Origin of the sequence: Desulfovibrio sp. TomC, from assembly GCF_000801335.2 — a bacterium.
GTDB lineage: Bacteria > Desulfobacterota > Desulfovibrionia > Desulfovibrionales > Desulfovibrionaceae > Solidesulfovibrio.
This window is the reverse complement of record NZ_JSEH01000004.1, coordinates 108,889-127,654: the sequence shown is the minus strand read 5'-3', so window position 1 is coordinate 127,654 and position 18,766 is coordinate 108,889. Positions and strand designations below refer to the sequence as shown.

The window sequence follows — 18,766 nt, the reverse complement described above, 5'->3', positions numbered from 1 at the left end:
GCAGGGGGAAGATGGACGGCAACGGCATTTAAGACAAAGACTGTTTTTCTGGAAAACATCGCTTACCCAGCGCATACGCGAGTTAGATATAAACTCCAGAAAGCAAAGCCCCTTACACTCCCCGCCTCCAGGGAGTGTAAGCGCATGGACCTTGCAACGCTTCACCCCGCTCCGCAGCCGACCGGGCTACCAGCCAGCGGCTATAACCCATTCAAAATATTTCTTATCAAGAGGGGCCGGGGGGGATTCCCCCCCCGGCCGCCGGAGCCATCTTCCTCTTCCTTCCCCTACCGCTGGTCCAGCGGCACATACGGCCGGCGGGTCGGGCCGGTGTAGATCTGGCGCGGGCGGTGGATGCGGGTGGTGACGTCCCGGTTTTCCTCGTGCCAGTGAGCGATCCAGCCGGGCATCCGGCCGATGGCGAACATGACCGGGAACATGTTGACCGGAATGCCCAAGGCCCGCAGGATGATGCCCGAGTAGAAATCCACGTTGGGGTAGAGCTGGCGGCTCTGGAAGTAGTCGTCGTGCAGGGCCGCGTCTTCCAGTTCCTGGGCGATTTCCATGAGCGGATCGGGCCGCCCCGACTGCAGGAGCAGGTTGTCGGCGGCTTTTTTGAGCACCCGCGCCCGGGGATCGAAGTTTTTATACACCCGGTGGCCAAAGCCCATGAGCCGTTGCTCCTTGCGCTTGACCAGCTCCAGGAAGGTTTTGACCTTGTAGCGCCCTTCCAGCATCTGGGTGAGCATCTGGATGACGGCGGCGTTGGCACCGCCGTGCAGCCGGCCCCACAGGGCGCAGATGCCCGATGACACGCTGGCAAAGAGGTTGGCCTTGGTGGACCCGACCATGCGCACGGTGGAACAGGAGCAGTTCTGCTCGTGGTCGGCGTGGACCACCAGAAAAAGCGACAGGGCGGCGGCGGCCTGCGGGGTGGCCTCAAACTCGCGGTTGGGCACGGAAAACATCATGTGCAGGAAATTGCGACAATAGCTCAGGTTCGGGTCGGGGTACATAAATGGCAGCCCGAGCGATTTGCGGTAACTGAAGGCCGCAATCGTGCGCACCTTGCTGATGATTTTGGCCACGGCCAGCCGGAATTCCGCCGCGCTCTGGATCTCCAGCAGTTCGGGATGGTAGTTGCCCAGGGAATTGATGACGGCCGACAAAATGGCCATCGGCTGTCCGCCCGGCGGGAACCCGTCGAAATGGTGGAGCAATCCTTCGTGGAGCAGCTCATGCTCGGATAAAAGGTGGCGAAAGGCCGTACGATCTTCGGCTGTCGGCAGTTTGCCGAAAATAAGCAGCATGGCCGTCTCGATAAACGAGCTTTTTTCGGCCAGTTGTTCGATGGGAATGCCGCGATGGCGCAGGATGCCCTTTTCACCGTCGACGAAGGTGATGGCCGACTGGCAGGAGCCGGTATTGCCGTAGCCCGGGTCAAACGACAGCAGGCCGGTGTCTTTTTCCAGTGAGGTGATGTCGATGCCCACCTCGCCTTCGGTCCCGACCAGGACGGGCAATTCAACGGATTTGTCACCGTAGGTCAGTGTGGCGGTCTTGCGTTCGCGCATGAGGCTCCTCGTGAGGCAGAGGGTGCGGGAGAACGGCCGGAAACGGCGCGGGGCCTTCGGCGGCGGTCCGGGAAGCGGGCACTGTAGAAAAAAAATTCGGTCTTGTCTTCCCCTGTACTGTCCGTTCCCCTGGCAAGGCGCCGACAGGGCAGCTCCAGGCCGCAGTCAGGCCCAGACCATCTGCCGCCAGTCCATGGTGGCCGGCACATGGCCGTGCTGCCGGGCCAGCAGTTCTATGGGAGCCAGGACCAGGGCGGCAATCTCTGGAGAAAGGCCAGGCAGGGCGGCGTCGGTCAACTCGCCCAGAAAATGATTGCAGCGCCGGCACACCGTCACCCGCTCGGCGTCATGGCCCGGCACGACGTAGACCTGTCCCGAAGGACCGGGCGCTTCGCAGTAGGGGCACTCCCGGCGGGTAAAGCGCCACGCGGCGGCGCAAAAGGAACAGTGCATGATCAGACCCGTGCCGCCACGCACGGCAAATCCCGGCCAGGAGCCGCAGACCGGGCAATAGCCGCGATTCCAGGCGGCTTGCGCCAAAAGCGGCCCAAGCAGCCGCCCCCGGGCCATGGCTAGCGGCGTTACCAGTTGCACGCACCAAAACCCGAGCACGCGCGGGTCGACGCCGCAGGAGTGCCCGAGCCCGACCAGGGCGGCCCGCCGGTCGGCCAGCATGTGGGAGACGGCCTCGTAGAGCAGTTCCGGCTCCTGGCAGGCGGCCTGGCCCAGATTGAGCAGGTCTGAACGGGCATCGCGGAAGGAGGCGGCCAGGACCGTGTGCAGGGTTTCAAACGAACGCTGCAAGGCCAGACGATCCAAGGGGAATTCGTCCCGAGGCTCCAGACAGGCCCCTTGTCCGAGACGGATGGGATCAGGGCGCGGCGCCGGCCCGGCAGCCGCCGCCAGGGCCAGAGCCGAGACCAATGGCCCGCGCGCCAGCAGCACCCCGAGAAAAGGGTCGAGAAACGCCCGGGCATGGGGCCGCTCCCGCCGCAGCCGTTCCATCTCGTCCACCACGGTCAGATCCGTTTGCGCCGGCCCGGTCATCAAGCACCTCCCAATCCGTGCGGCACCGCCGTGCCGTGTCGCGTTCACGCCAAGCATAAAGCCGTGTGCGTCTGAAGACAAACCCTGTTTCCGGACGGCCGGACCTCTCACTGAAGAACTTTTTTCGATGTATTTAAAATAGCTTAGCTCAATTCAACGGCCTGTTTACGCTCTACTGCATCAGCTTTCCTGATAAAATCGTGATCGTTTGTGCCAAATCTTACGCAATTGGGATTGGTTTGACCGGTCGGCGTCCGCTTTTTTATCACAATCGTGTGCCTGTTTTGACATAAATCGTGGGACACTAGGCGGATTACCGCCATTGCCGGGGAACATTCCAAGGAGGCCGTATGGGCATATCGCGACGCGGATTTATGAAACTGACGGGGGCCGGAGTGGCCTGCCTGGGGCTCAAAGACCTGGGCCTCGATCCCCGTCCGGCAGCGGCGTATGCGACGACGCTGCGGATTGAAGGGGCCAAAGAATTCCAATCAACCTGCCCGTTTTGTTCGTGCGGGTGCAGCATCCTCATGTTCGTCAAGGATGGAAAATTTATCAGTTCGGAAGGCGATCCGGACTATCCGGTCAGCGAAGGGGCGCTTTGCCCCAAGGGTGCGGCCTTCCACTCCATGCATGTGAGCCACCACCGGATCTTGAAGCCCAAGTACCGGGCTCCGGGCAGCGACAAGTGGGAAGAAAAAGACTGGGACTTCGTCCTGGACCGCATCGCCCACCGCGTCAAGGAAACCCGGGACCGCGACTTCATTGAGAAAAACGACAAGGGCCAGACGGTTAACCGGGTGGAATCGATCTTCCACCTCGGCACGTCCCAGATGGACAACGAAGAGTGCGCCGTCACGCACCAAATGCTGAGAAGCCTGGGTGTCGTCCACATGGACCACCAGGCCCGGATCTGACACTCGCCCACTGTACCGGCTCTGGCAGAGTCGTTCGGACGCGGCGCGATGACCCAGCATTGGATTGATATCAAGAACGCCGACGTGGTGCTCATCATGGGCAGTAACGCGGCAGAACATCACCCTATCTCGTTTAAATGGGTGCTTGCGGCCAAAGACGCCGGAGCCACGGTCATTCACGTGGACCCGAAGTTCTCGCGCACCTCGGCCCGCAGCGATTTCCACGTGCCCCTTCGTTCCGGCACGGACATCGCCTTTCTCGGCGGCCTGCTCAAGTACATTCTGGAAAAGGAACTGTACTTCAAGGAATACGTCACCGAGTACACCAACGCCTCGTTTATCGTCTCCGAAGGATTTACCTTCAAAGACGGCCTGTTCTCGGGTTTTGACGCGGGCACCAAGACCTATGACCGCAAGTCCTGGACCTTTGACAAGGACGAAAACGGCCTGGTCGTGCGCGACAAGACCTTGCAGCACCCGCGCTGCGTCTACCAGCAGCTCAAAAAGCACTATTCGCGTTACGACATCGACACGGTGTCTTCCATCACCGGCGTGTCCAAGGAAAACCTGCTCAAGGTGTGGGACGCCGTCGGCGCCACGGGCAAGCCGACCAAAGTCGCCACCATGATGTACGCCCTGGGTTGGACCCAGCACACGGTTGGCGTGCAGAACATTCGCCTCGCCGCCATGATCCAGCTCTTACTCGGCAACGTCGGCGTGGCTGGCGGCGGCATCAACGCCATGCGCGGCGAACCCAACGTCCAGGGCTCCACCGACCACGCCCTGCTCTATGATTCGCTGCCCGGCTACCATCCGGCCCCGATCCCGGCCTGGCCGACCCTGGCCGAGTACTTGAAGGCCAATACGCCGGTGACCAAGGACCCCAAAAGCGTCAACTGGTGGCAAAACCGGCCCAAGTACGTGGTCAGCCTGCTCAAGGGCTGGTTTGGCGACGCAGCCACGGCGGAAAACGAGTACGGCTACGGCTGGCTGCCGAAAATCGAGCCGAATGTCGAGTACGCCAGCCTGTTCATGTTCGACAAGATGTACAAGGGCAAGATCAAGGGCGGGTTCATCTACGGCCACAACCCGGCCATGTCCATGCCCAACACCCACAAAATCAGAAAAGCCCTGACCAACCTCGACTGGCTGGTCGTCGGCGAGGCCCACGAAACGGAAACGGCCGCCTTCTGGCGGCAGCCAGGTTTTGACACCAAAAACGTCAAGACCGAGGTGTTCCTGCTGCCGTCGTGCCAGCGCGGCGAAAAGGACGGCACCACCTCCAACTCCGGCCGTTGGCACATGTGGCACTACAAAGGCTACGAGCCGATGGGCGTGTCCAAGCCCATGGGCTGGATGGTCGTCGAGATCATGAAGCGCGTACGCGCGCTGTATGCCAAGGACGGCGGCGCCTTCCCGGCCCCCATCGCCAACATTGAGTGGTACGACCAATACGATGCGGACCTCATGGCCAAGAAGATCAACGGCCAGTTCACCCGCGACGTCACCGTGGGCGACAAGCAATACAAAAAGGGCGATCAGGTTCCGGCCTTCCCCATGCTGACGGCTGACGGCGCAACCTCCAGCCTGTGCTGGGTCTACGCCGGCAGCTACGGCGCGGCCGGCAACCTGACCAAGCGCCGCGACCACAACCAGACGCCGATGCAGGCCAAAATCGGCCTGTTCCCGAACTACTCCTGGGCCTGGCCGGTCAACCGGCGCATCATCTACAACCGGGCCTCGGTAGACGTGAACGGCAAGCCTTACAACCCGGCCAAGACCGTCATTGCCTGGGAAGAAGGCAAATGGGTCGGCGACGTGCCGGACGGACCGGCGCCCCCGATGGCCGATCCCAAGGGCGTGTATCCGTTTATCATGCACACCGAGGGCCATGGCCAGCTCTTTGGCCCCGGCCGCGTGGACGGACCCTTCCCGGAACACTACGAACCGGCGGAAACGCCCATTACCGTCAACCCCTTCTCCAAGCAGATGAGCAATCCCTGCATGAAGGTGGCGGAAAGCGACATCGACGCCCTGGCGAAAAACGGCGATCCGCGCTTCCCCATCGTGCTCACCACCTACAGCCTCACCGAGCATTGGTGCGGCGGCGGCGACACGCGCAACACCCCGGCCCTGCTCGAAGCCGAACCCCAGCTCTATGTGGAGATCAGCCAGGAGCTGGCCAAGGACAAAGGCGTCAAGAATGGTGACGTGGTCATCATCGAGACCCTGCGGGGCAAGGTCGAGGCCGTGGCCATGGTCACGGTGCGCATGACGCCGCTTCTGGTGCAGGGAAAGACCCTTCATCTTATCGGGATGCCGTTTTGCTTCGGCTGGACCACGCCGGGCTGTGGCGACGCCACCAACCGCCTGACGGTTTCGGTGGCCGACCCCAACACGCGTATTCCCGAGTACAAGGCCTGCCTGTGCAATCTGCGCAAGGCCGACAAGGTGACGGAGCTGCAACGCTAACGACCATTGCGGCCGGGACCGTCCAGGTCCCGGCCGCACTATAAGAAGGGGAATCCGCCATGCCCAAGGCGTTTTTCATTGATACATCACGTTGCACGGCCTGCCGCGGCTGCCAGGTGGCCTGCAAGGAATGGCACGAGCATCAAGCCGTGCCCACGCTGCAACGCGGAACACACCAGAATCCGCCGGATTTCACGCCGTATAACTACAAGATCGTGCGTTTTAACGAGCACAAGATCGACGGCAAGATCAAATGGCTTTTTTTCCCGGACCAGTGCCGGCATTGCATCGTCCCGCCCTGCAAGGACGCGGCCGATGCCTACGTCCCCGGGGCCATCATCCAGGATGAGGCCACCGGAGCCGTGCTCTATACCGACAAGACCAAACAGCTGACCATCGACCAGGCCCGGGAAGTGCGCGATGTGTGCCCCTACGCCATCCCGGTGCGCAGCGAAGCCACGGGAATGCTCAGCAAATGCGACTGGTGCATCGACCGCCAGCGCGCCGGCATGAAGCCGGCCTGCGTCAAAACCTGCTGCACCGGCTCCATGAACATCGGCGAGCGGGCCGACATGTTGGCCCTGGCCCACCGGAGCCTGGAAAAAGTCAAGAAGACGCATCCCGAGGCCCAACTCCTCGACGAGGAGTACTTAAGCGTCATCTATCTCATCACCGAACCGCGCAACCTCTACTATGAGTATGCCGAACGCAAAGAGCGCCAGGTCCCCGGTCCCATGTCGCGCCAGGCCTTCCTGGCCATGCTGACCCGGCCGGTCACAAGGCTTCGCGGCTAGGCCGACGATTCGCGTTCCCAAGGACCAACCCGTGCGCCATCTGCCAGTGGCGCCCGGGTCGGTCCTCCTTTTCTGTTTGGCCTTGTTTTCCCTTTTCCAAGGACACCCCCATGCGCATGCGTTTCCCGACCACCCCCCAGCCGGATCTCCCGGAAGTGCCGCCGCCGGCCGAGGCCGCGGCCATTGCCGCGCCCTTTGCCGCCCTGGCCCAATTGCGGCGGCAGGTAGCCGCCGACCTGCCCCAGGGACTTTTCGACGTGGCCTATGATCCCGACCGATTCGCCGCCGGGGAGACGCTTTTGGGCACGACCGAGCCAGCGGCCCTGACGCCCGGTTTCCTGGCCGCCGCCCAGACCCTGCTGCCGGGCATCGGCGGCATCTTCCCGGCCCTGGCCCGGGAGTCAGCCCTCCTGGCCCAGGGGCTGGCCCAGAGCCCGCGTCTGGCCGGGCCACTGGTTACAGGATTTTTCAACGACCAGCCGGCTGATTTCGAGGGGTTGGCCGAAGAACTCGGCCTCAGCGCCCAAACACTCTTCTTTCTGACCCAGGAGACGCTGGCGACCGTGCTGCACAGTGAAGCGCCCCGGCTGGCCGCCCTGGCCGACGACGCCTTGTGGCGCAAGAACCACTGCCCGGTGTGCGGCTCGTCCCCGGACCTGGGGCTTTTGAAGGAACAGACCGAGCCGTCGGAGTTTCTCATCGCCAAGGCCGGCCGGCTCATGCTCCACTGTTCGCTGTGCGGCCACCTGTGGCGTTTTCCCAGGCTGGTGTGCCCGGCGTGCGGCGAAGGCGAACACGACAAACTTGACCTGTTCGTGCCGGAAGGGCGCGAGCGCGAACGCATCCATGCCTGTTCCACCTGCCGGCGCTATCTGGTGGTGACCAACCGGGTGGACGTCGACGCGGCCTTTGACGTCGACGCGGCCCCGGCCTCCCTGGCCCACCTCGACGCCGCCGCCCGGGAACGCGGCTACGAGCCGATCTGTCCCAGGCCCTGGAACCAGCTCGGCGACGAATAGCCCCTGTCTGCAGCCAAACGCGAACGCGCCCCGATGCCTTGGCGGCATCGGGGCGCGTTTGCGTCTGCATGGGCGGTCGCGGGCGGAGACGTCCGGCCTGACCGGACGCCGCGAGGGCGTTGGGCTTTCGGCGAGCTCGGGTGTCAGCCGGCCGCCGCCGCCAGCGCTTCGCCCAGAATGGCCACACACTGGTCGATCTCCGTCTGGCTGACGGTCAGCGCCGGGGTCAGCCGGATGGCGTCGGGCCGGGTGTTGTTGACCAGAAGTCCCCGCTCCCGGCACCCTTCCACCACGGCCGCCGCCCGGTCGCAGCCCAGAGCCAGGGCCAGCAGCAGACCACGCCCGCGCACCCGGCCGTAGCCCAGGCCCTGGGCCACCGGGTCAAGACGCTCGCGCAGATACGTCCCGGCCGCTTCCACGGCGTCCAGAAAACCCGGTGCAAGCAACGTCTCCAAAACGGCCAGCCCGGCGGCGCAGGCCAGGGCATTGCCGTTGTAGGTACCGCCCTGCTCCCCGGGCGCAAAACAGGACACCTCGGCCCGGCAGCCCATGGCCGCCAGGGGGAAGCCGCCGCCGATGCCCTTGCCCATGGTCAGGATGTCGGGAACGATGCCGGCGTGTTGGTGGCCAAACAGTTTCCCCGTGCGTCCCATGCCGGATTGGACCTCGTCTAAGATCAGCAGCAGGCCGCGCTCCTGGGTGAACCGGCGAAGCTCCCGCAAAAAATCGTCGTCCGCCGGAATAACGCCGCCTTCGCCCTGGACCGGTTCCAGCATGACGGCCACTGTCCGGTCGGTGACCAGACGGGCGACGGATTCCAGATCGTTATAGACCGCCTTGGGGAACCCCGGTGTCTTCGGTTCAAAAAGCGCGTCCCAGCCGGCCTTGCCCGAAGCGGCCATGCAGGTCAGCGTCCGACCGTGAAAGGCATTGCGGAAGGTGATGATCTCGTAAGCGCCGTTTTTGTGGACCTGCCCCCATTTCCGGGCCAGCTTGACGGCCCCCTCAACGGCCTCGGCCCCGCTGTTGGTGAAAAAGACCTTGTCAACAGGTGTTGCGGCGACGAGACGTCCGGCAAATTCCAGCAGCTTGTCGGAGTAGTAGGCGGGGCTGGGGGTGATCAGGCGCTGGGCCTGTTCGGCGATGGCCCGGGCCAGGACGGCCGGGGCATGGCCCAGGCTGTTGACGGCCCAACCCTGGATGAAGTCCAGATAGACCTTGCCCTGGCTGTCGGTGAGCCAGGAACCCTGGCCGGAGACGAAAACGACGTCCGGCCGAACGGTAATTTCCAGCAGCGCGCTGCTGTCGACAGGGGATTGGTGCATCCGTGACGCCTCCTTGGCTCCGGCCGCCAGTTGGACGACTGCGGAGCAAAGGGCGGGCATAGGCCTGTTCCCGCTTGAGCGCAAGACGTCGGATTGGTGCAATCGCCAACCGGCCCCCGGACAAAGACCGCAACGCATCCGTCGCCTGACTGCTGTGACCCGACGGGATGGTTGACGCGCCTGCACCGTGCCTGAAAAAAGCCGCCTAGGCCGTCGCCCCCTTTCGGGTCAGCATGAACATGCCGTAGGAAGCGAGGAGATTGGGCAGAAAAGTCACCACCATGCCCTGCTCGTGATGATGCGGCGTGCTGACCGCCGTCTCCCTGGCGATGGCAAACCCTTCCTTGCGGCAAAAACGCCGGAAATCCCGAATGGTGATCACCCGGATGTTGGGCGTGTCGTACCACTCGTAGGGAAGCTCCCGCGACACTGGAGCGCGGCCCCGAAAAAGCAGCTGCCCCCGAATGCGGTAGTAGGCGAAATTGGGAAAGCTCACGATGCCGCACTGGCCGACCCGAAGCATCTCGCGGATGAGCACGGCCGGCTCAAACACCTGTTGCAGCGTCTGGGACAGGATGACGTAGTCGAAATGCCCGTCCGGGTAGTCGGCCACTTCCTCGATGATGTCCCCGTGGAGAATTGACAGCCCCTTTTCAATGCCCCGGGTGACTTTCTCTTCTTCGCGTTCGATGCCGGTGCCGCGCACGTTTTTATCCACCGAAAGGATGTGGAGCAGATCCCCGGCCCCGCAGCCGAGATCCAGGACCCGGGTTCCGGGTTCGATCCACGAGGCGATCATGGACAGATCATAGCGCACGGGCGTCCTCCTTGCGGGCGTCCCCGGCCGCCCGGTCGAGAAACCGGGCAATCATGCCGGAAAGCCGGGTGTTTGGCAGCAGGAAGGCGTCGTGCCCCCATTTGGCCTCAAGCTCCACAAAGCTCACGTCCAGGCCGTTTTTTTTCATGGCCTGGACCATGGCCCGGGACTGGTAGGTGGGATAGAGCCAGTCCGAGGAAAACGACGCCACCAGAAAGCGGCACTTGGCCTTGGCAAAGGCCGCCACGGCCGAGCCGCAGCCGTGGCTGGACTCCAGATGAAAATAGTCCGCCGCCTTGGTCACATAGAGAAAGGAATTGGCGTCGAACCGGTCCACGAACTTCTGGCCCTGGTAGCGCAGGTACGACTCCACCTGGAAATCGGCCTCATCAAAGGCAAAGGAAATTTCACAACGGTCCTGGAGGCGGCGGTCGAACTTCTGGCGCATGGCCTCGTCGGACAGATAGGTGATGTGCCCGATCATGCGGGCCACGGCCAGACCGTGGACCGGCTGGGCCGCCCCGTCGTAGTAGTGGCCGCCGTTCCAGGCCGGATCGGCCATGATGGCCTGCCGGGCCACCTCGTTAAAGGCGATGGCCAGGGCCGAATGCTTGGTGGTGGTGGCCAGCGGCACGGCCGAGCGCACCATGTCCGGATAGCGCACCGCCCATTCGAGCACCTGCATCCCGCCCATGGAACCGCCGATGGCGCACAAGAGCTGCGAAATGCCCAAGAACCGGACCAAGCGCTTCTGGGCGCGCACCATGTCGCCGATGGTGATGACCGGAAAGGTCGGGCCATAGGGTTTGCCGGTGGCCGGGTCGGTGCTGGCCGGGCCGGTGGACCCCATGCAGCCGCCGATGACGTTGGAGCTGATGACAAAATAGCGGTCGGTGTCGATGGGCTTGCCCGGACCGATCATGAGGTCCCACCAGCCGGGCTTGGCGTCAGCCTTGTCGTAATAGCCGGCGGCGTGGGAGTCGCCGGTCAGGGCGTGGAGCACCAGCACGGCGTTGGTGGCCTGCTCGTTCAAGGTCCCATAGGTCTCATAGGCCAGGGTCACGGGACCAAGGCTGCGCCCGGACTCCACCGCCAGCGGATTGTCGGCCTCGGCCACGGTGAAAAACTGCTTGGTCACCTGCCCAACACTGGTTCCAGAGGGAGACTGTTCGACGTATTCGCTCATGGCATCCTCTTGGTCGTTTCCTACCAGCCCGGACGGGAAAGTCAAAGGGAGACCACTTTGACTTTCCCGGACCTGCGCGGCACAAGGACGTTGTCAGGGAGGGGCCATGGACGCAGTAGAACGCCGAGCCGAAAAACGGGTGCATCCGCCTGGGGACGCGGTCTTGGAATTCGCGCTGTGGCCGGCTCCTGCGGCAGCCCCGGCCCGCCTGCCCATTGCCGAGCTTGGCCGTCCCGCCGCGTCGCGGCGCAGCGGCTGCCGGCTGACGGTCGCCGACATCTCTGTCCTGGGCATCGGCCTGACCCTCGACGCCCCGACTGCCGCCCTCGAAGCCCTGGCCTCTGCCCCGGCCTTTTTCCTCTACCTGCGCCTGCGCGAATACCGCCCCCAGACCGAGGGCGAATTGCTGTCGCTTTTTTTCCACGCGGCCACGGCCCGTCTCACCCGAAGCGACGGCCGTCTGCAAGCCGGCCTGCGTTTCCTGCGCCTGGGGCGCGGCTCGCCCTTTGACAAAGCCCTGGAATTTGTCGACGTCAGCCGCTTCGGCGCTCCGGGGCTGGCCAGCTGGATTGATGCCGTGGTGCGGGGCGAACTTCGCCCCGACCATGACCCGGCCCCGGGACTCAACCTCGACCGGCTCCTCGACGAGCCTTGCGTGTCCGGGCCACTCCCGGCACAGGGACAGGACAGCCCCCCATGATTGTCATTGTCGGCTTCATTGTCGTCATCGCTTCAGTATGCCTGGGCTATCTGATGGAAGGCGGCATCTTTGCCGTGCTGTTGCAGCCGGCTGAACTGATCATCATTTTCGGCGCAGCCATCGGAGCCATGCTCATAAGCTCCACCCGCAATTCCCTGTCGCTCATCGTGCTGGGTTTGCCCCGGGCCATTGTCCCGGCCCACATCGGCCGGGAGGACTATCTGGAAGCGCTGACCTGCCTGTCGCGGCTTTTGGGCAAATCCCGACGCGAGGGGCTGATGAGCATCGAGAGCGACATCGAGCACCCCGAGTCCAGTTCGGTCTTTTCCCAGGCCAAGCGTCTGTCGCGCGACAAGGCGGCCCTGGCCTTTATCTGCGATACCATGCGCGTGTTCCTGGTCACCGGCGACGCCCAGGAACTTGAGCAGCTTATGGACCTCGACATGGCGGCCATCCACCAGCAGGCCGCCAGTCCCGGCCACAATCTCGGCAAGGTGGCCGAATCCCTGCCCGGCCTTGGCATCGTGGCCGCCGTCCTTGGCGTGGTGTTGACCATGGGCAAGATCAGCCAGCCGCCGGAAGTCCTTGGCCACAGCATTGGTGCGGCCCTGGTCGGCACCTTTCTCGGCGTGCTCCTGTGCTATGGCTTTGTCGGGCCGCTGGCCACGAACCTGGAAAACCAGGCCATGGAGCGCCAGACCTATTTCTCGGTCATCCGGGCGGTGATTGCCGGGGCGGCCCGGGGGGCCACGCCGCTCATTGCCGTTGAATACGGCCGCCGGGCCGTGCCCGAGGCCTTGCGGCCGGATTTTACCGAACTCGAATCCCAGTTGCGGGGCTAGGCCGCCATGTCCGGCCACAAACCCGCCCCGCGAAAGCCGCCCAAGCTCCCCGGCTTCCCCCAGGCCCATGGATCGAGCTGGAAGGTGGCCTACGCCGATTTCGTCACGGCCATGATGGCCTTTTTCCTGCTCATGTGGATCATCAATATGACCCCGCCGGCCACCCTCAAGCAGCTGGAGCAGTACTTTCAGGGCGAACCGAAACCGGCCCAGGGGGCGCTTTTTTCTCCCGACGCCAATGAACGCCAGCACACGGCGGCGCTGAATCGCGACGATGCCATGCGCTACGCCATTGCCGTGCGGTTTAAAAAAATCATTACCGAGGACCCGTACCTGAAAAGCAGCAGCGGGGTCAGTTCCGACGACGTCGGGGTACTTCTTCGCCTGCAAAACGGCATGCTCTTTACCCCGGGGTCGGCCGAACTGACCGAAGGGGCCAAACGCCTGCTGGCCGACGTGGTGGACGTGCTCAAAACCTACAATGTTGCCCTGGTCATCCGGGGCCACGCCGATGCAGCCGAGGCGGTCAAGGGCCTGTATCCCTCCAACTGGGAGCTGTCCGGAGCCCGGGCCGCTGCGGCGGCCCGGGCCATCATCGCCATGGGCGGCATCCAGTCGAACCGCATCCGGGCCGTGGCCTACGGCGATTCGCGCCCACTCGTGCCGGAATTTTCCCCGGAAGCGGTCTCGGCCAACCGCCGGGTGGAATTCTACTTCCACCGTCCCGATGTGACCAACGCACAAGTGCTGTACTGACCCCGGGCTCTGGCGTAGATTGCCCGCCACTTCACACGGAGGACCGATTGTCTATGCGTATGCGACTTCTTTCCGCCCTCCTGGCCCCCCTGGCCCTGGCCCTGGCCTTGTCCCCGGCCCGGGCCGCCGATCCTCAAAAGCAGCCCGCCGATTTCCGGGGCGTCCCCTGGGGTGCGCCCAAAGCCTCCCTGCCGGACCTGGCCGGCATCGACCGCGACGGGGACATCATTCATTATGAACGGACCGGCGAGAAAAAAGAACTGGGCGGCATTTCCCTGAAAAACGTCACCTACTCCTTTTTCAAGGACAAATTCTACCACGCCGAGATAGGCTACCAGGGCCAGGGGGCGGCCGAGGCCCTGCAGCAAAGCCTGGAAGCCAAATACGGCCCCCCGGACGCCGTGCGCCAGAAGACCGATGCCGCCGGGCACGCCTACTCCGTCGCCACCTGGAACTGGCCGGGCGCGCTTTTCATCGGCCATCGCCAGGACAAGGACACCCCCACCGGCCGGATCTTCTACTTCTACGCCCCCATCACCGAGGCCTCGGCCAAGGCCCAGGGCATCGCCGCCGCCCCGGCCACCGGGAAGCCGGCCACTTATCCGGTCAAAAAAGGGGACAGCATTGAGCGCATCGCCAAAACGCACGGCGTCTCCGAAGCCGATCTGCTGGCGGCCAACCCGGGCCTGACCGACAAGAACCTCAAGGCCGGGGCCAGCATCAACCTGCCCGGCCAGACCGCCAAACCGGCCCGCAAACCCGCCCCGCCGCTGCAGCCCGGCGAGTATATCGAATACACCGTCAAAGAGGGCGAGGTGCTGTCCAAGGTGGCCAATGCCAATGGCGCGCGCACCCGCGACGTCATTGCCGCCAATCCCGACATTGACCCGGACAATGTGCGTCCGGGCACGGTGTTGCGGATCCCGATCAAAAAGGACGCCGCCCCTCCGGCTCCGGCCGATCCCGAAGCGGCGGGCAAGCCTCAGACTGCGCCCGGGCCGGCAGCCCCGACGCCAGCCGCCCCCTGAATCGGTTTTGTCAATAGCTCTCCGGTAAAACGATTTAACTTCCTGATTTGTCAGATTATTTGAGCCATGCTAGGGTTGTAGGGTCGCTTCCTCTACGAAGCGGCCCACAACCAGCATGCAATACCTCGCCACCTTCCTTGCCTCGGTCTGGCTTTCCCGGGCCGTCCGCGCCGCCCTGGCCGTCGCGTTCATCGCGGCCGGCCTCCTCAAACTCGCTGATGTCCACGCCTTTGTCCTGACCATCAAGGCCTTTGGCGTCTTGCCGACCGACAGCGTCAAACCCGTTGCCGCCCTCTTGCCTGTCCTGGAAATCATCGGCGGCGGGCTGCTCCTGTGCGACGCCCCGGGCGGACTGGCCATCGTCGGCAGCCTGCTGTTCCTTTTTATCGGCGTCGTTGCAAACGCCATCCGCCAGGGCCTGGACATCGACTGCGGCTGCTACGGCCCGGGCGATGTCGAAGGCCAAGTGTACCACGGTCTGTGGCCGACGCTGTGGCGCGACGCGGCAATGCTTGCCGGCGTGGCCTATCTTTTCATCCGGCGACGGCAGCGCTCCCGCCTCGCCTCCCCGAAACCCCCAACGTCCAAGGAGTGTCCATGCGCACCGTCAAACTGATCCTGGCCCTTTTGACCGTCATTGCCCTGGCCGCCCCGGCCCTGGCCGACAAATTCGAGGACGAGACCGCCAAAGAGAAAGAAGCCGTCAAGCTCGTGCGCGACACCCAAAAGGCCGGCTACGCCCTGGTGACCACCGAGGAACTCAAGCAATGGATGGACGAGAAAAAGCCCATGGTCATCGTCGACACCATGCCCTTTGAAGACAGCTATAAAAAAGAGCACGTGCCCGGCGCGGTGAACTTCGTCTTCCCCATCCCGGACATGGCCGCCTGGGACGCCAAGGAAACCGACGGCAAGTCTGAAGCCGATTACCTGAAGCTGCTTGGCCCGGACAAAGACAAAACCATTGTGGTCTACTGCGGCTTCGTCAAATGCACCCGCAGCCACAACGGCGCGGTGTGGGCCCAAAAGCTCGGCTACAAAAACGTCGTGCGCTACTCCGGCGGCATCTTTGCCTGGAAGGGCGCCAACCTGCCCGTGGAAGCCGTAAAATAGGAAGATCGGGGCGCTGCCCCGAGCCCCGCCGGGGGGGATCATCCCCCCCGGCCCCCGGCAAGGGCAAGCACTCCGGGGAATCCGCCCCGGCCAGGGGACTGGTCCTTGCCGGCACGGTCCAGGAGGGATAGGAGACCCGGCATGAACGCCCCCTTTTCCGATACTGCCCGCCTCGACGCCCTGGCCCTGGCCGTGGGCGAGAAGGCGGCCAGCCTTTTTTCCCACCGAAAGCTCCTGTGCGCCGAGGCCATCTTAGTGGCCATAAACGAGACCTTTGGCCAGCCGGTCACCGAAGATCAGGCCGTTGGCATGGCGGCCGGACTCACGGCCGGGCTGGGCGACCGGGGCTGTCTGTGCGGGGCCGTGGCCGGGGCCTGCGCCGGAGTCGGCATTGTCTGCTCCCGGGGCGACCACGCCGCCGCCCGGGCCGCCGTGCGCCAGGAATCGGCCGCCATCCACGAGGCCTTCACCGACCGCCACAAGTCCTCGTGTTGCCGGGTGCTGACCAAACACGTGAAAGCGGACCCAAGCGCCCACATGACCCAGTGCGCAGCGCTCACCGGCTACGGGGCCGAACTGGCCGTACGCTCCATCCTGCGCCTGCGCCCGGAGCTTCTCGACTGCCCCGAAGCCGCCTTGCCCCGGGAAAAGCGCCTGTGCAGCCGGGTCCGCTGGCTGCTGTCGCTCTTTTGCCGGTAGTGTTGCCTTGGGGCCTTTCCGTTTCGGTTGGCCCAACAGCAACAGTTTGAATTCATGCCTTTCCCATAAAAATCGTCCTTTTTTTGCGGACGCGGCACGCGCCTGCGATTCCCCCCGACCTCTGCCGTCATTGCCAGACAAGCCAAGAGACGACCGCGCCCCGGCCGCCATCCGGCCAAGCGGCGTGGCCGGCCTGTCCGTCCCTCCCCCCTTCCCTTTGCCGGACAGTGGCCGTATGCCAGCCCAACACCTTTGGAAAGGAGTCCCCATGTCCATCCGACTGCCGCGCATCCTCTGTCTGTGCGCCCTGCTCGTCTCCCTGGCGGCCCCGGCCCCGGCCCAGACGCTTGCTCCAGGCGCACGGCGCGATCTGGCCGTCCTGGCCACCGCCTATCCGGGCCTCATGACCGCCATCGAAGTCAACGCCGCCGGACAGGCCGTCGTCATCCTGGCCGACGGCACACGCCTGCCCTACGACGACGGACGCAGCAAATCCCCGGAGGAACGCTTAAACGCCCCGGACATCAAAGACATGCTGGCCCAGCCCTATCCCCTCGGTCCGGTCACGGCCGAACCGGCCCTGGGCTTTTCCCCGGGCCGATGCCGGGTCGAACCGTTTTTCCTGGCCCTCTACGGCCACGACAAGGCCGCCGTTACGGCCAACTGCCGCCCGGTTTCCTTTCTCGGCCAGACCATGGCCTTCAACACCCGTTTTGGCGCGGCCGATGCGTTTGGCCGGGCGGAAAAAAGCCTTGCCCGGCTGGTGGCTGCCGATCCCTCCTTGCGCCGCTATCTGCTCCCGGCCTCAGGCGGCGTGGTCTGGCGGGTCATCGCCGGCACACATCGCCTCTCCGTCCATTCCTTTGCCGCTGCCGTGGATGTGAGCCCCAAGGGCAACCCGTATTGGCGCAATCTGCCGCGCGGAACCAACCTGCTGCCGACGCGCCAGGCCTTCCCGGCCGCCGCGGTTGCGGCCTTCGAAGCGGAGGGGTTCATCTGGGGCGGCAAGTGGTCGGAGTTTGACCTCATGCACTTCGAATACCGCCCCGAGCTCGTGCTGCTGGCCCGGTTGGGCCGCGGGGAGAATCTTCCTCTGGCCGATATCGGCGGCCTGCTTCGGGTTGCGCGCTGAGGCGCAAACCCGTGGTTGTTTTGTCATGCGGTTGCCACGTGCATACTATTTTTAAATTAGTATCCAGAACTTCTTCCGGGCCGCTTGTGTCGTAACACCGCTGAATCACGTGAAAAATTCACCATTCCCCATTGACGTCATGCCCATTTCGTGATGAACTGCAAAAGGGAACACCAACTCGGGCAGCGGCATAGGCATATGCCGATAGGCCAAACTGCGCCACGGCTGAAGCCGTAGCGCCCGGCGCGTGCCGAAGCGAGGGATTGATGCAACACGGCTCGGACGCTTCCAATGGACGTCGGGGTCGTGACCCTTCGTAAAACCAAGGAGGACGTTTATGAACTTTTCCGTGGGTCTTGGCAGGGATGATGCGGAAAAACGGCTTGAGCAAAACGGCGTCTCCCGCCGCGACTTCATGAAATTCTGCGCCACTGTGGCTGCAGCCATGGGCATGGGCCCGGCGTTTGCACCCAAAGTGGCCCAGGCGCTGACAGCCAAACACCGTCCGTCGGTGGTCTGGCTGCACAACGCCGAGTGCACCGGCTGCACTGAAGCGGCTCTCCGTACCATCAAACCCTTTATCGATTCGCTCATCCTCGACACCATCTCCCTGGACTACCAGGAGACGATCATGGCCGCCGCCGGCGACGCCGCCGAGGATGCCCTGCACAAAGCCATTTCTTCCCCCGATGGCTACTATCTGGTTGTCGAAGGCGGACTTCCCACCATCGACGGCGGCAACTGGGGCATGGTCTCCGGGCACCCCATGCTGGAAACCACCAAGAAACTGGCTCCCAAGGCCAAGGGCGTCATCTGCATCGGCACCTGCTCGTGCTACGGCGGCATCCAGAAAGCCAAGCCCAACCCAAGCAAGGCCATCAGCGTCAGCGAAGCCACCGGACTGACCACCATCAACATCGCCGGTTGCCCGCCAAACCCCATCAACTTCGTCGGAGCCGTGGTCCATGTCCTGGAAAAGGGCATCCCCGAACTCGACTCCAACGGCCGGCCGAAAATCTTCTTCGGCGAGCTCGTCCATGACAACTGTCAGCGCCTCAAGCATTTCGAAAATTCCGAATTCGCTCCTTCCTTCGATTCCGAAGAAGCCAAAAAGGGCTACTGCCTGTACGAACTGGGCTGCAAAGGCCCGGTGACCTACAACAACTGTCCGAAAGTGCTGTTTAACCAGGTCAACTGGCCCGTCGGAGCCGGCCACCCCTGCATCGGATGCAGTGAGCCGGACTTCTGGGACACCATGACCCCCTTCTACGAGCAGGGCTAGACGCCCAGCCTCGCAGAAGATCGTTCCCTGGGCATTTTACCAAGCAGCAACGTTTCGTGACGG

At 63.8% G+C, this 18,766-nt stretch carries 17 protein-coding genes; 12 read left to right on the top strand and 5 right to left on the bottom strand.

The annotated features are described in order from the left end of the window. Positions 1–287: 287 nt before the first annotated feature. Positions 288–1,574, bottom strand: coding sequence for a citrate synthase (locus NY78_RS05220; protein ID WP_043632626.1), 1,287 nt, complete (start codon positions 1,572–1,574; stop codon positions 288–290). 165 nt (positions 1,575–1,739) lie between these two features. Next, entirely contained in the window at positions 1,740–2,621 is an 882-nt protein-coding gene (locus tag NY78_RS05215) for a formate dehydrogenase accessory protein FdhE domain-containing protein (RefSeq protein ID WP_043632623.1), read from the bottom strand. Positions 2,622–2,971: 350 nt separating this feature from the next. On the opposite strand from NY78_RS05215, the gene fdnG reads away from it, so the two are divergent. The 3 genes from fdnG to NY78_RS05195 all read left to right on the top strand — a co-directional run bounded on the left by fdnG (position 2,972) and on the right by NY78_RS05195 (position 7,823). Further along, on the top strand, positions 2,972–6,010 hold the full coding sequence (fdnG, locus tag NY78_RS05205; protein WP_082139892.1) for a formate dehydrogenase-N subunit alpha: 3,039 nt from the start codon (positions 2,972–2,974) through the stop codon (positions 6,008–6,010). A gap of 59 nt (positions 6,011–6,069) precedes the next feature. Next, positions 6,070–6,804, top strand: coding sequence for a 4Fe-4S dicluster domain-containing protein (locus tag NY78_RS05200; RefSeq protein ID WP_043632615.1), 735 nt, complete (start codon positions 6,070–6,072; stop codon positions 6,802–6,804). 110 nt (positions 6,805–6,914) lie between these two features. Continuing rightward, entirely contained in the window at positions 6,915–7,823 is a 909-nt protein-coding gene (locus tag NY78_RS05195; protein ID WP_082139891.1) for a formate dehydrogenase accessory protein FdhE, read from the top strand. 143 nt (positions 7,824–7,966) lie between these two features. Here the strand turns inward: NY78_RS05195 and NY78_RS05190 are convergent, their stop codons facing one another. From NY78_RS05190 to metX, 3 genes are all read right to left on the bottom strand, one after another. Next, positions 7,967–9,148, bottom strand: a complete 1,182-nt coding sequence (locus NY78_RS05190) for an acetylornithine transaminase (RefSeq protein WP_043632612.1) — start codon at positions 9,146–9,148, stop codon at positions 7,967–7,969. Positions 9,149–9,353: 205 nt separating this feature from the next. Further along, positions 9,354–9,965, bottom strand: a complete 612-nt coding sequence (gene metW, locus NY78_RS05185; protein WP_043632608.1) for a methionine biosynthesis protein MetW — start codon at positions 9,963–9,965, stop codon at positions 9,354–9,356. Further along, complete coding sequence (gene metX, locus NY78_RS05180) at positions 9,955–11,151, bottom strand: homoserine O-acetyltransferase MetX (RefSeq protein WP_043632605.1); 1,197 nt, start codon at positions 11,149–11,151, stop codon at positions 9,955–9,957. The genes metW and metX overlap by 11 nt, the downstream gene beginning before the upstream one ends. Positions 11,152–11,257: 106 nt before the next feature. Between metX and NY78_RS05175 the strand changes: the two genes are divergently transcribed. The 9 genes from NY78_RS05175 to NY78_RS05135 all read left to right on the top strand — a co-directional run bounded on the left by NY78_RS05175 (position 11,258) and on the right by NY78_RS05135 (position 18,703). Further along, on the top strand, positions 11,258–11,851 hold the full coding sequence (locus tag NY78_RS05175; protein WP_043632602.1) for a hypothetical protein: 594 nt from the start codon (positions 11,258–11,260) through the stop codon (positions 11,849–11,851). Next, positions 11,848–12,693 carry a flagellar motor stator protein MotA gene (gene motA / locus NY78_RS05170; RefSeq protein WP_043632599.1) on the top strand — a complete coding sequence of 282 codons (846 nt, stop codon included), beginning with the start codon at positions 11,848–11,850 and terminating at the stop codon, positions 12,691–12,693. Before NY78_RS05175 ends, motA begins: the two co-directional genes overlap by 4 nt. Before the next feature lie 6 nt (positions 12,694–12,699). Next, complete coding sequence (locus NY78_RS05165) at positions 12,700–13,449, top strand: OmpA/MotB family protein (protein WP_047960044.1); 750 nt, start codon at positions 12,700–12,702, stop codon at positions 13,447–13,449. A 53-nt stretch (positions 13,450–13,502) separates the two neighbouring features. Beyond that, positions 13,503–14,477 (top strand): lytic transglycosylase, encoded by a 975-nt coding sequence (locus NY78_RS05160; RefSeq protein ID WP_082139890.1) that lies wholly within the window; start codon positions 13,503–13,505, stop codon positions 14,475–14,477. A gap of 115 nt (positions 14,478–14,592) precedes the next feature. Beyond that, positions 14,593–15,093, top strand: coding sequence for a MauE/DoxX family redox-associated membrane protein (locus tag NY78_RS05155; protein WP_043632596.1), 501 nt, complete (start codon positions 14,593–14,595; stop codon positions 15,091–15,093). Continuing rightward, positions 15,075–15,590, top strand: coding sequence for a rhodanese-like domain-containing protein (locus NY78_RS05150; protein ID WP_043632593.1), 516 nt, complete (start codon positions 15,075–15,077; stop codon positions 15,588–15,590). The genes NY78_RS05155 and NY78_RS05150 overlap by 19 nt, the downstream gene beginning before the upstream one ends. Positions 15,591–15,731: 141 nt before the next feature. Then, complete coding sequence (locus NY78_RS05145; protein WP_043632590.1) at positions 15,732–16,289, top strand: C-GCAxxG-C-C family protein; 558 nt, start codon at positions 15,732–15,734, stop codon at positions 16,287–16,289. Between the two features lie 268 nt (positions 16,290–16,557). Next, entirely contained in the window at positions 16,558–17,421 is an 864-nt protein-coding gene (locus NY78_RS05140; RefSeq protein WP_047960043.1) for a M15 family metallopeptidase, read from the top strand. A gap of 337 nt (positions 17,422–17,758) precedes the next feature. Beyond that, positions 17,759–18,703: a hydrogenase small subunit gene (locus NY78_RS05135; RefSeq protein WP_043632587.1), complete on the top strand. Its 945-nt coding sequence runs from the start codon at positions 17,759–17,761 to the stop codon at positions 18,701–18,703. Positions 18,704–18,766 lie beyond the last annotated feature (63 nt).